Genomic DNA, 13,351 nt, shown 5'->3' with positions numbered 1-13,351 from the left:
ACACCAACTAACTCAAACCCACCACCTCAACCATCCTTTTCAGCGAACTCAAGTTCACTAAAATATCCTCAGTCAGCGAATTCTGATACATCAACTGTCTAATAGGATAGCATTCAAAAGCCTCCCCCGTTAAAAAGTAATGTTCCAACTGCAAATATTGACTGATTCCCCAGTAATAATGGCTGATATAGTGAGGCGACACCAACTCAATTACTTTAGTTCCCTTGCCACAAAAAATTGTATTTGTCAATCCGCTGCCGTGGGCTGCAACTATTACCTCAGCGTGGAAAAAATGAGCAATTTGCTCTGCCAAAGACATCGACTCAGGAAAAATTGAAACAAAGCCAAAGTTCTCCAAAACCTCAACCACATCTTCCTCGTTCAAAACTCGTCGATATCTTGCTTTGCTGCGGCTGATGTAAATGCGTTTTGGATAGCTCGAACTAGGTATAATTTCCTTGAGAAACTCGCGCCTCAAAAAATCCATCGCCCACCCAGAAGGCCAGCCCAAATATCCCGCAAAAGACGGCACAATCAACTCGGTTGCTTGAATGTGAGGCACGCGATCGCTCTCCAAGACTTTCTCTTCTGGAATGCCCAGAACTCTTAGACTTTCCCGCTGAAATTGGTGCTGACAACTATTCACCAAAAACCAATCAATCTCCGTTAAATCCCTACCGCTGAGCCGCAGCAATTCTATCCTCGGCAAAACGTCAACCATCCAGTGAAAATAGACATTCCCCGACAAACCAGAAAGCACCGCCACGCTGCCGTCAATTTGCTTTAAAGCTGGAAAGGATTCTAACTGAAAAACGCTGTGTTTCCTCACATCATGCTTTTCGCATCCCGGTAAAAATCCCGGATAATCTCTCGACACATCAGCCAATAAATAATTGTCAGGAGTAATTACAGCGATCGCCTTGCAAATCAGCCAATAATTTTCCTGCGGCACAATCCAAACTCGCCCGTTGGGAATTGCCGCCACAAAAGTCTTGGGCGACTCCACAGGTAGCGGTTGCGAGTTGGACAAACGGCAAATTCCCCAACCCAAATGCACCGGATCGAACCACTTAGAAAGTCGCTGCAAACACAGCCCGCAAGTTAACCCCGCACAATCGGAATTTGCCAATTGGGAATTGGATCTCGCAAATTGGGAATTAGGAATATTTTCTGCACTTGCTTCGGGTGCAGGTTTCCAAAATATTTCCACATAATTGTCAGCCTCCAACTTAGCATTAACCAGCCAATCCCAACTCGATAAATAAATAGCGTGAGGAGGTTTGATAGAAGTGCTATCTGGCAAGATAAAACTCAGTTTTTTCCACTCTTTCTGCTCCCCATACCCGTGCAATTGCAACTCTAAAACTTTTTGATAATAATCGAGCGCCCGTTCCCAGCGCCCCTGTTTTTCCAGCAGTTTTGCCAACTCAAAATAAACCTGCGGTAAAGCAGGTTGAATCGTCAAAGCCATGCGGTAAACTGCAATTGCTGCAATGAACCGCTTTTGCTGGGCTAAGGAATTTCCCACCCGCCAGTAAATCTCTGCATTTTGTGGCTGAATTTGCAAAGCTTTTTGATAATAAGCGGTGGCAGATTCATGCCCGCCGTACTCTGTTAAAGCATTTCCCAAATGCAAGTAAATTTCGGCTAAATTATCGCAAATTTCAGCAACAGGTAATTCGCAAGCTGCACTTGACAAATATCTAGCCACACCATCTTTTTTATTTACTTTTAAATCTGTTAAATCCGTGACATCCGTGACATCCGTGACATCCGTGACATCCGCTACAAAATCCGTTGCCGAACTTCCCATCAATGCTGTGAGAAATCGATCGCACGCAGCGATCGCCCTTGACAATTCATCATCTTCTACCGCGGCAACTCTGCGCCTGTCTCCTAAGCGGCAGTAAGCCTCAACAAAATCAGGCTTCAGAGCTATCGCCCGCTCAAAATAAGGCATGGCTTCAGCAATTTTGCCCAAAACCATCAAAGAAAACCCGGCGTCTGTATAGCCTGAAATATAGTCGGAATTGAGCTCGATCGCGCGATCGAAACAAGCAAGCGCCGCCGAATGTTCCCCCTGTAATTGCCACGCTTTCCCCAGATTGTAGTGAGCCAAAACCATGTCCGGCTCCAACTCAATAGCTGTGAGGTAAGATGCGATCGCCCTATCGGGATTTTTGTCCAGCAAGGCTTGACCCAAATTATTGTGCAGCGTCGCCCAATCCGGCTTAATCTCGATCGCCCGCTGGTAAACCTCGATCGCCTCAGCAGCCCGATCGTCCTTGAGCAAAATCACACCCAGATTGCTGTAAGCTTCCACGTAATCCGGCGCCACGGCGATCGCCTGTCGGTAGGTATCCATTGCCGCTTCGAGCTGACTATTTTCACCTAAAACCACAGCCAGATTGTATAAAGCATCAAGATAATCCGGTTTTTGGGTGATCGCATTTCGGTAACAGTCGATCGCCCCCAACAAATTACCCTGCTTGTGAAAAACATTTCCCAAGTTATAATGAACTTCTGCCCAATCTGGTTTCAAATCCAGAGCTTTTCGGTAGTGAAAAACCGCCTCATCCAGCCACGCATAGTCGCTATAAAGTTGACCCAAATAAGCATGAGCCAGAAAAAACTGGGGCGAAATCTCCAAAGCTTGCACAAAAGCGTCTCTTGCCGCCGTCGGATCGCCTTGAGCTTCGAGAATTTCCCCTAAAGTCGTGTAAGTCGAGGGCGAAAACGGTTGAAGTTCGATCGCCTTTTTGCAAAACTCGATCGCCTCAGTTAACTTACCCCGGTTCAAATAAATTTGGGCTTGCCGGATATATTCTTCAGTGCTCATTGCTAGCGGTGCAGTTGCGGTTTCTTTACCGCTTCAGTAAAACCTAGAAATTCTAATTTAAAAACTTTCTATTTATATTTGGCCCGATCATACCAATTTAATGTGAAGTTGCACAGATCTCTATCCCCCTAAATCCCCCTTAAAAAGGGGAGTAGGGGTTGACTTCAAGAAGCTTCCGGTCCCCCCCTTCTTAAGGGGGGCTAGGGGGATCGAATTCTATGCAGCCTCATAAAAAATTGGTATCAGGCGATCGATTAATTTGATCAATAACTGTCGATCGATTTTTTTTTACTGCCCCTGCTTCAGTTCCTGCATTGAATATTTCAACCTCACCCCGCTTGTGGCAGAGTGAGGTTGAAATCCTTTAAAACTACCGGCTTTGTGAGAACAGCCCCGAATCTTATCCGGTGCCGCCCCACAACAGCCAGTTGTTTTAGAACAACTCGAAGTTGTTCGAGGTAATAGTCAGGCCAGGCTGCAACTGAGCAATAGTTAGCACGCCGTTGCTGCCGTTGAAGTACAACGCACCGCTTGTTGGGTCGTAGACCAACTTGTTCGTCGTGGCTGTTCCTGGAGTGGCTGCGTTGAAATTAGAAACGACGACAAACTCGCTTGCCTCGAAGCTGCTGCCCAAACCAGCGAACACACCGCCCTGCTTCAAGCGAATCTTATCTTCGCCTGGGGTAAAGTCAGTGATCGTGTCTACGCCGAAATCGCCACCAGCACTCGCGAAGTAGAACGTATCGCTGCCTGCACCGCCGATGAGGACATCGCTGCCTCTGTCGCCAGAGATCAAGTCATTGCCAGCGCCACCATCGACAGTATCGTTTTCTTTACCGCCGTAGAGAATGTCGTTGCCATCGCCACCGCTGACAAGATCGCTGCCTTGGCCGCCAAAGACTGTATCGCTGCCACTTCCGCCCAGTACGGTGTCGTTGCCTCTGTCGCCAGAAACCAAGTCGTTGCCATCGCCACCGTCTACCAGGTCATTCCCTTTACCGCCAAAGATGAAGTCATCGCCGCTACCGCCAGCGACCACATCGTTGCCACTGCCTGAAAGGACGGTATCGTTGCCGTCGCCGCCGCCGACACTATCATTGTTGCCACCCGATATAATCAGGTCGTTGCCAGTGCCACCAGCGATGACATCAGCGGCCTCAAAAGTCAGAATGATATCGCTGCCGGGGCTGCCGTTCAACCTGTTAGCGCCTACGGGGGTGCCAATAATGGTTGAGCCACCGCCACCGACACCGCCTGGTTGTGTAGTTGGTGTTGTTGGATTTGTTACCTGTGTCATTTACACTCCTCCTAAAAGATCAATCATTTTTCTACAATACACTTTTCCCTCCAAAGGGATTCAATAAATGAAACCGGACATCGGTTGAGACCCTAATTGACCCGGCTGCTATAAGCTGTCATGTAATTTAAATTGTCAGCAGCGAGCCTGGGAGCGCGAGTTGAATCCTGTATTCGTTGAGCAGCAAATCTCGGTTGTTTCCTGCTTTTGACTCTCGACTCCACCACTGCCTCCTCTAACACGAAAATATTCCACTTAAACGTTTGCGAGTTTACCATAATGACCATCGATATGGCTAGTCATTATTAAAACAATACCCGGAAGATACACAGAGACCATTTTTAATGGAAGTATGCTCTCCAGATTGAGAAGTTGCACCGGGCCGTTGGCACTGTTGATCGCCGGAGAGTTCGATCGCCCGCAATGAGGCTGGAACTGAGCTGCGATTTTTTTTAAGTACACTGTACTTGACCAGACTTTTGATTTTCGCCAATAGTTCCCCAGAAATCAAAAGTTTGTAACTCGCTTTGAAAGCAAGCCCACGCACGCTGGAGGCCGGATTCAATCAAAAGTGGCTCCCAATACAGTCCCGAACGAACTTTTGAGCCTCATCGCCTTGATGTTTCCAGCCAAATCCCTCACGCTCAATATAGAATTTTGGCTAAAAACCCAGTTTTTCAACCCCCATCCGTCATTTCAACCATGATCCGCATCCATCCGCACAATCAGACAATGTAGCGAGCGTCTTTTGGTCAAAAGTTGGGATGAACGGTGGGCCGGTAGATTTGTGAGGGTAATGTCACTAGATTTTAGATTTTAGATTTTAGATTTTAGATTTAGTCCACAGATGAATCTGGGAACTGGAACTAGGATATAAATTTTTGGGCTGCTGGCGAATCCTGCCCCAGTTATGGGTTAGCCCAATTGTAGTTATGAATAATTTACCTGTTTATCATGAATGCTGAAGCCGTCAATTTTTTGATGGCATCTATCAAAGCCAATGTAAAATTCTTACCTCGATACTCGCCGGATTTATCTCCCATCGAGCTGTAGTGGGCAAAAATCAAAGCGATTTTCCCTTCTGAAGCATATCCACCTTCAAATGTTCTTGATGAAGCGATTACTAAAACTATTAAGGCTCTTACTGATGAAAATGCTTGGCCATCCTTTCATCACTCTGGTCTCTTTTGAGAACAAATTAAATAGTTAATTTTTGCGGTACATTCGATGGCTAGTACCTGTGAGTGAAAATATTGAGTTTTTAGCAAAGACTTTTTTACTAATGGTTGTTAACTTCGAGCTGATCATTAACGATTAGCCAATTCCCCGAAATTTGATCCGGCAGTCATTCAGAGAAAATCTCTACTTATTCCGAGCGGTGTGCTTCTAGTTGCGCGGGTGCCGCGTTGGAATTGCTATGACTGTCGTACTTGTAGATGTGAGCGTGAGAGTCACTCTCGAAAATATAATTGATGGAAGTAGCTCCATAGTATGCCAGCGCTAGCAGCGACAATAGATGAAGAACTCTATAAATTGGTTTCTCAGATACTTCGTTCATTTTGACTCCTACTTTTTATGCAAATAACTAATTTGGATACCGTGACGGCACTTTTTTTTTGAAGTTCCCAAACATCTCGTACTTCCAAAAATTTAGCTGGCTCGCGTTATACACTCCTGATGCCCGATCGCCAAAAATAAGTCGTACTTGAGATTTGAAACAGTTTTTGTTGCCTATTTCATATTGCAGTCTCTGCCTTGAATTGTCTATCTAACTGCGGTAAGAGTTAGGGATTTTGGGCGCAAACGAACTCTACAATTTCCTGTTTAGAGCTGCTACGATTTGAATAAAGGGAGCCCGAAAAGCTTAAATGGCAAAGAGTCTAGCTGTTTTTCCACGCCTAGCCAGGATTTTCCCACCTTCGATTAATGGTACGCAGTGGCCGGAAGTAATGAAAATTCTTAAGTTGGTCAGCGGCCGACGAAAATATGTCTGAAGTTATATTTTTGCAAGCAACAGGCCATGTTAAATTACATATTAATTTTGAGCTTGGTTGAGGTGGCAGATAATTTTTGAGTAAAAAAATTTTGCGGTCGTTGTTCGACAATGTGAGTCTGACAATTTTGCCGGAACAATTTTAACTGAAAGCATCCAGGATACCCGCCACGTGATTCATTCCGAAAGCAGACTCAGTACCCAGAAATAAAAAACCTGTATCCGATAAAGGAACCCCCGAATTTATCTCGCGCAAGTCAATGCTTCAATTCTTTAATCTAAAATCTAAAATCTAAAATCGCGCAATCGATTGACTGAGCCGCACCGTTAATTCACGATGTGACAGAAGAAAATTAGGCATCAGTCAATTGGAGACTTTGGCGTGATACGTGGGCTAGGGCGTGCGTCAATCTCGCTTAGTTCAACGATTGGAGATTTGAGATTTATGCCACAGATGAATCGGAGAGCTTGAACAAGATCCTAAAATTTAGGGCAGCAGCCGACTCCTGTCGGAAACTTGTATCCGTTTTTGGGCTGGATCAAAAAGCAGAAGGCAGAATTTGATAGCGGTAAAAAAATACTGTTTTAGGATTCAGAATTTTTATTTGATTCTACCTTCTAGCTGCATTTTTTTAGTATGAAACAAGATAAATTACTCGCTGCCAAAAGCGATGCACGCCGAATAATTTAGGAAGAGATAAGCGAGTGTGTTGAAGCCAGTTACTTCCAAAAGTTATTATATTTTTTGCTCGCATTGAGCTGTTTGTACAACAGACTTTTTGCTAGTAATTTGCAAAAGGGATAGGGGCAGAACAACAGGCCAAAACAGAGGGCCGATTATTAAGGCTATCCAAGATATCACGTCTTTTTTAGATGTCGCAGTATCATTCCAAAAACTTTTGAACCAAACAAGAAAAACGATTAAGGCAATAGAAAAGTAGCTAATCATTATCATTTTTTGACCTCCCTGTCTATAGATGGGATAGAAGTATTTATAATTATTGTATCTCAGGCGGTGGCTCGCCGATCGCAACTTTATGCCCTGAGCCACAAGCTGCAAGTGTCTTAAACCAAAAGTTTCACAGCTATCCAAGTCCATAGCCTGCAATGTTGAGCGGACTTACTTCCGCTGCGCGGCGGCCTTGGGAACTAAAAGCCTTGTGTTCAGGGCTTTTCGAGGTTTTGTCAAACCTTGAGGCTACCACCCCAATCATAGCTTATGCGATCGAAGTCTTGGGTTTTATGTGATTTAAATCACGTATAATGGCAGACTTCGGTCACAAATCGAGCCAAGAACGATCGCACAGCTTAGCCGACTGCAATCACCCTACTTTTTTCTCAAATGCTAGATATTATAATAGTCGAGTTCAACGAGATTTCATGCAAGCTCTGACTTTAAAATCCGATCGGGCGATCGCTGAACTGTTCTATCAAGTCACCAATTCAGGCAATCTGACTCGCACTCAAAGCCACGGATTGCGCGAACTCTGCCAAAGCGCTCTCAGCGAAGATGCCAGAGATGCAGTCAACCGCCTGCTGCACGCCATCCGCCGCGGATGGGTCAGGATTTCCGATTAGTCTCCTCACACAAAAAGTTGAGATGAGTATTTTTACTTTCTCTCCTGTCAAGCTTTGCCAACAATAAGATTGAAGTGAGTAGGTCGATCCATTAACCCTCTCCAAAAAAAAATTGTAGTGCGATCGAAAAGCTCGAACCGGTTTCTTGAAGAAGCCGGGATTTTTGATTTGAAGCAGCCAGTCGATTTTAGATTTTAGATTTTAGATTTTAGATTTTAGATTGACTTCACAGATGAATGTGGGAGCATGAACTAGAGCTTAAAATTTTGGATCGATGGCCACTCCTGTCGGAAACTTGTATCTGTCTTTGGGCGGGTTATTAAGTATATCCACGGAACAAAGACCACACCAAGAAACTAGGTAAATGTAGGTAAAAGCGGGTTCCTAAACAGGCTAAAAGTTGTACCTTCAATTAAGCCCTGCGATTTAGCTAGCAGTCATTAGTAATCTCTTAATAGATAAATCTTAATTTATTTGTCACCGTTTCTTAACCAAAAGTAGAGATTTCGCAGTTGCCAAAAGCGAGAAATCGGGACGGGGTTTGTGTTTCAAGTTGCGGGGCTATCGAGGAAATATCCGATCCCCAAGTCCGGCTGACACAAATCACTCATCAAGAGCCAATCGATCACATTTACTCCCGTAGTTGAATCACATAAATTTTGGAAAAATTAGTTAATACTGTCAAAAGTGAGTTCAAAAAAAAACACATGATGACAACCCAAACGCTGTTACCTCAATTTACTATTGCAGAGCTAGTCTTTCAGGTATATCACTCCGGTCTGCTGACTCCCACTCACCGACAACAGCTCAAGACAGCGCTGTTAAATGACTGTCTTACCGAAGAAGATCAAACAGCCATCAACCGCTTGCTCCACGCAGTTCGCCGGGGCTGGCTGAAAGTTGTAGATTAAACTCGGTGCTAAATTTTTTGCCACTACTCTTTAAATGCACTGTCACTTGAAGGCAGAATTAAATCCCCTTAAAAAAATTAGGCATTAGCCTAAATGTAGGGTGCGCCATAGGCACCCTGCCGTTTTAACTTCTATTTTCTCAGCTTATTTAGTCACAGATTGTGCCGTCAGGCATCATGGCCTCTCTCAGATTCGCTTCATCCAAATTAGTCCCACGCAAAGAAGCTTGATGCAAGTTTGCTCCCCGGAGATTTGCTCCCTTAAGGGAAACTCCGCTCAAATCTGCTTGATGGAGATTTGCACAGCTCAAGTTAGCTCCACTCAAATCGGCTCCCTTCAAATCAGCTTTTTCCAGATTTGCTTCCGTCAAATTAGCCCAACTCAGATTTGCTTGAGTTAGGTTAGCACGGCTGAGGTCAGCTTGTGTTAAGTTTGCATCGGTTAAATTTGCTTTGCTCAGGTTGATTCCGCAAAGCTTTACTTCTGTCAAGTTGGCACCTTGCAAGTTAGCGTTAACTGCATAAACTTGAATCAAAATTGCCCCCTGAAGGTTTGCATCTCTCATGTCTGCACCCCTGAGACTCGCCCCCGTTAAATCGGCTCCACTGAAGACGACACTCCGCAAGATGGCGCCGCTCAAGTTCGCTCCCACCGCCTCGCATTCGCCAAAATTAGCGGACATGAGGTTGGCTTGGGAGAGGTTGGCTTGGCTGATATCTGCTTGATACAGATTGGCTCTGTAGAGGGTGAGACCGATCGAATTTGCACCTTTTAAATTAGCGTGACTCAGGTCAATATCGCGCAAATTTGTCCTTGACATATTGGCACCGCTCAGGTCTACTTTGTGAAAAACCCGTTCTCCGGCTGCATACCGTCTGAGAAGTTCATCTGCATCCATGTCATTTTCCCCAAAATATTTAATAATACCTTTGATATTTAAATAATATTAGGAATGAGTGACCTTTACGTTTCTTGGGCTGAGTACCATCGGAAAATTGAGGATTTGGCTGTAAAAATTGAGGAATCTCAGTGGAAATTCGATCGCATTGTCTGTCTGGCGAGGGGAGGGCTGCGGGTTGGAGATACTCTGTCGCGACTTTTCGACAAGCCATTGGCGATTTTAGCGGCCTCGTCATACAGTGGGGCTGAGGGAAATGTCCGGGGCGCGATCGAGTTTGCGCGCGATTTGACAATGGTGGGCGATAATTTGGGCAGCCGCATTCTCCTGATTGACGATTTGGTGGATTCGGGAATTAGTTTAGAGCAAGGTATCGCTTGGCTGAAGAGTCGCTACGGCGAGGATATTCAGGAAATTCGGACTGCTGTACTCTGGTACAAGGCTTGTTCTGTTGCAAAGCCGGATTATTATGTAGATTATTTGGCGGACAATCCTTGGATTCACCAACCTTTTGAAATGTACGAAAAGATGAGTGCGGCTGATTTTGCGGCACAAGTTGGGAGTTAGTCAATAAAAAACTAAAATCAGGTCAAGCTTTAATATGGTTTTGCCGATATTTTGCACTTTTTGGCATAGTCCGTCAGGGGTTGAAACCCCTGTCTCATAGCTAAAGTCCTCTGAAGAGGACTGGATATTTATCAAGGTTCGGCAGTCTGTTTCAACTCTGATATTGCACCAGTATCAGCAACAGGCAAGATGCCTGTTCCACAAAGAGTGAATTTTCTTGTGGAACAGGCATCTTGCCTGTTCCTAAAAGGCTTATTGAGAATGGTGCAAGATATAAGTTTCAACCGACTGTCTTCTATGAGACGGGGAATTTATTCACTCCTAGGGCTTGTGGGTAAGTGCAAGTCTGCTGATACAATTAGCGAACCGAAAGAATCCGATCGCCCAATTCCATACTATCTGCCAAAACTTCCTGCCGCGCCCACCTATCTGCCGCCAAAATATCGTCTAAACCAGGACTTTCACAGTTATCGGTTTGATGTTTATCGCACGCCTTCTCAATCAACTTCGGAATATCCAAAAACTGAATCTTCTCCTCCAAAAATAGCGCTACTGCCTGTTCGTTTGCCGCATTCAGCACCGCCGGCATCGAACCGCCCGCACGTCCTGCCGCATAAGCCAACTGCATACAAGGATACTTTTCGTGGTCGGGTTCTCGGAAAGTTAAATCCCCAGCTTTTACCAAATCGAGCCGTTCCCAATCTGTATGAATTCGCTCCGGCCAAGACAAAGCGTAAAGCAGCGGCAAACGCATATCCGGCCATCCCAATTGCGCCAAAACCGAGGTATCTTGCAACTCAATTAACGAGTGAATTATGCTCTGAGGATGGATGACAATATCAATGTCGTCATAATCCATTCCGAATAAGTAATGAGCCTCGATGACTTCTAATCCTTTATTCATCAAAGTAGCAGAATCGATCGTGATTTTCTGCCCCATCGACCAATTCGGATGTTTCAAAGCATCGGCTACTGTTACTCCTGCTAATTTGTCGATCGGCAAATCTCGAAAAGAACCCCCCGAAGCAGTGAGAATAATTCGCCGCAACCCGCCAACCATAACACCTTGGAGGCACTGAAAAATTGCCGAATGTTCCGAGTCAGCAGGTAATATTTTAACGCCGTATTTTTCGATTAAGGGGTTGACAACGGGGCCCCCTGCGATTAATGTTTCTTTATTGGCTAAGGCGATATCTTTGCCTGCTTTGATAGCCGCAATTGTTGGCAGCAAACCGGCACAGCCAACTATGCCAGTGACGACGGCTTGAGCGTCACCGTATTGGGCAACTTCGACAACGCCTGACTCGCCAGCAAGTAAAATAGGTTGAGGGTCGATGTCTGCGATCGCCTCCTTCAATTCCTGTAATTTATCTTCGTCGCAAACCGCGACAATTTCCGGTCGAAACTGGCGAATTTGCTGGGCCAGCAACGTTACATTTCGTCCGGCGGTTAACCCGACAATCCGAAATTGATCGGGGTATTGAGCTACAATATCCAGAGTCTGAGTGCCGATGGAGCCTGTGGAGCCGAGAAGAGTTATTGCTTTCACAATTGTTTAATGTTTTGTGGATTATTCTAATATTACGATTGCGGGGATAAAAATTAGTGGTTAACTATTGCGTGGAAAGCACATTCGATGGAATCATATTTTGAGTGACCACCTAGTGCCAGATTTCATGCAGAATAGGGAAAATTTGGCTGATGACCGTGAGGACATCAGTGTCTCGATCGCCGAAAATATAGAAGAAGGTCGATCGCAGCTACCGTCGAGTTTGGTTTGGGCGATCGCGACTGCTGCGGCAATTTTCTTGTTGTGTAGCAGTTTACGCCACGCTTTATTCCAATCAACTGCTTTCGATTTGGGAATTTTTGACCAAGCAATTTACTTAATCAGCCAAAACCAAACGCCTTTTTCTTCTTTAATGGGGATTCATATTTTGGGCGATCACGCAGCGGTAATCTATTATCCGCTAGCTTTGCTGTACAAAATTTACCCGGATGTGCATTGGCTGCTGTTGGTACAAGCAGTTGCATTATCCCTAGGCGCTTGGCCTACCTGGAGTTTAGCGCGTTTGGCAGGTTTGAATCAAGAACAATCCCGTGCGATCGCATTGATTTATTTGCTCTATCCGGTGGTATTTAACATCAATTTATTTGATTTTCACCCGGAAGTAATCGCTTTACCCGCACTTTTGGCCGCAATTTGGGCAGCGCGTTTAAATAAAATTGTGTGGTTTTGTACCGCTATTGTGTTAGTTCTCAGTTGCAAGGCGGTTTTGTCCATAACCGTTGCTGCTATGGGTTTATGGCTGTTTTTTTGCGAAAAAAAGCAACGTTACGGGGCGATCGCACTTTTGCTTGGTGCAGCTTGGTTTTTGATAGCTTCCCAGAAAATCATCCCCTTCTTTAGCGGCAGCGAAGTCGCTGGAGTCGGGCGCTACAGCTATTTAGGCAAATCCGTACTAGAAATTATCATCAATCTCATATTAAAACCACAGTTAGTATTAGGAAAAATCGTTTCCTTCGATACATTCAAATATTTATTTCTCCTCACCTTACCTGTGATTTGGCTGCTATTGCCATTTTCCGGCAAACTACGCCTAAAATATTTAACAGCGCTAATTCCTGCCATCCCTACCCTGCTGATCAATATCCTCTCTGACTTGTCATTTCAACGCAGCTTAGCCTATCAGTATTCAGTACCTGTAATTCCCTTTTTATTTTTAGCAGTAATCGCGAAGGAAGAAACCAGGAAGAGGGAAGAAATAAAAGGCAACAAGGAAGAAGATCAAGCAAATAAGCAACAGTTTTTAACAGGGGTGAATCTGCCACAAATTAAAAACTTCCGAATTTCTAAACTTTGGCGGGGAATTCAATTGCCGAGAATCATGATAATTTGGTCATTACTAATTTTCCTGGGTGTGGGCGAATATAAAGATTTTTATCTGTACCTAAATAGACTAGATACCTGGCAAGCTACACGCGAAGCAGTCGCACAAGTTCAACCGCAAAGCAGTATTTTAACCGATAATAGACTTGCCCCTCACTTTGCCCACCGCCCAATAGTAAAATTGCTGTCACAAATTTCGCCCCAAACAAATTTAGCTGAATTTCAATACATATTATTAAACCTGCGCCATCCCTGGCCTGATACTGAAAAACTTGGTGATACCTTAGCAAATCAACTGAAAAAGTCTCCCGATTTTAAATTAACTTATCAAAAAAACGAAGTTATGCTATTTAAACGAATCGCTGATTAAACAATAAA

At 44.6% G+C, this 13,351-nt stretch carries 9 protein-coding genes; 4 read left to right on the top strand and 5 right to left on the bottom strand.

What is annotated here, in order from left to right; genetic code table 11:
• Positions 1–7: 7 nt before the first annotated feature.
• The 3 genes from QUB26_RS12325 to QUB26_RS12315 form a co-directional block, all read right to left on the bottom strand.
• Positions 8–2,839, bottom strand: coding sequence for a tetratricopeptide repeat protein (locus tag QUB26_RS12325; protein ID WP_333237179.1), 2,832 nt, complete (start codon positions 2,837–2,839; stop codon positions 8–10).
• Between the two features lie 433 nt (positions 2,840–3,272).
• The gene (locus QUB26_RS12320) at positions 3,273–4,136 is read right to left on the bottom strand and encodes a calcium-binding protein (protein WP_333237181.1); all 864 of its coding nucleotides are present in this window, start codon (positions 4,134–4,136) and stop codon (positions 3,273–3,275) included.
• A gap of 1,366 nt (positions 4,137–5,502) precedes the next feature.
• A complete protein-coding gene (locus tag QUB26_RS12315; RefSeq protein WP_333237183.1) occupies positions 5,503–5,694 on the bottom strand; it encodes a hypothetical protein in 192 nt (63 codons plus the stop codon).
• A gap of 1,698 nt (positions 5,695–7,392) precedes the next feature.
• Here QUB26_RS12315 and QUB26_RS12310 point away from each other — a divergent pair.
• Complete coding sequence (locus QUB26_RS12310) at positions 7,393–7,707, top strand: hypothetical protein (protein ID WP_333237185.1); 315 nt, start codon at positions 7,393–7,395, stop codon at positions 7,705–7,707.
• 710 nt (positions 7,708–8,417) lie between these two features.
• The gene (locus tag QUB26_RS12305) at positions 8,418–8,618 is read left to right on the top strand and encodes a hypothetical protein (protein ID WP_333056545.1); all 201 of its coding nucleotides are present in this window, start codon (positions 8,418–8,420) and stop codon (positions 8,616–8,618) included.
• A 148-nt stretch (positions 8,619–8,766) separates the two neighbouring features.
• On the opposite strand, the gene QUB26_RS12300 is transcribed toward QUB26_RS12305, so the two are convergent.
• Positions 8,767–9,516 carry a pentapeptide repeat-containing protein gene (locus QUB26_RS12300; RefSeq protein WP_333056487.1) on the bottom strand — a complete coding sequence of 250 codons (750 nt, stop codon included), beginning with the start codon at positions 9,514–9,516 and terminating at the stop codon, positions 8,767–8,769.
• A gap of 54 nt (positions 9,517–9,570) precedes the next feature.
• On the opposite strand from QUB26_RS12300, the gene QUB26_RS12295 reads away from it, so the two are divergent.
• On the top strand, positions 9,571–10,083 hold the full coding sequence (locus QUB26_RS12295; protein ID WP_333237187.1) for a phosphoribosyltransferase family protein: 513 nt from the start codon (positions 9,571–9,573) through the stop codon (positions 10,081–10,083).
• Between the two features lie 358 nt (positions 10,084–10,441).
• On the opposite strand, the gene dxr is transcribed toward QUB26_RS12295, so the two are convergent.
• A complete protein-coding gene (dxr, locus tag QUB26_RS12290; RefSeq protein WP_333237190.1) occupies positions 10,442–11,632 on the bottom strand; it encodes a 1-deoxy-D-xylulose-5-phosphate reductoisomerase in 1,191 nt (396 codons plus the stop codon).
• Positions 11,633–11,759: 127 nt separating this feature from the next.
• Between dxr and QUB26_RS12285 the strand changes: the two genes are divergently transcribed.
• Complete coding sequence (locus QUB26_RS12285; RefSeq protein ID WP_333237192.1) at positions 11,760–13,343, top strand: DUF2079 domain-containing protein; 1,584 nt, start codon at positions 11,760–11,762, stop codon at positions 13,341–13,343.
• Positions 13,344–13,351 lie beyond the last annotated feature (8 nt).

Source organism: Microcoleus sp. B4-C1 (assembly GCF_036705285.1).
Lineage (GTDB): Bacteria > Cyanobacteriota > Cyanobacteriia > Cyanobacteriales > Microcoleaceae > Microcoleus.
This window is presented reverse-complemented; position numbering and strand designations above follow the sequence as displayed.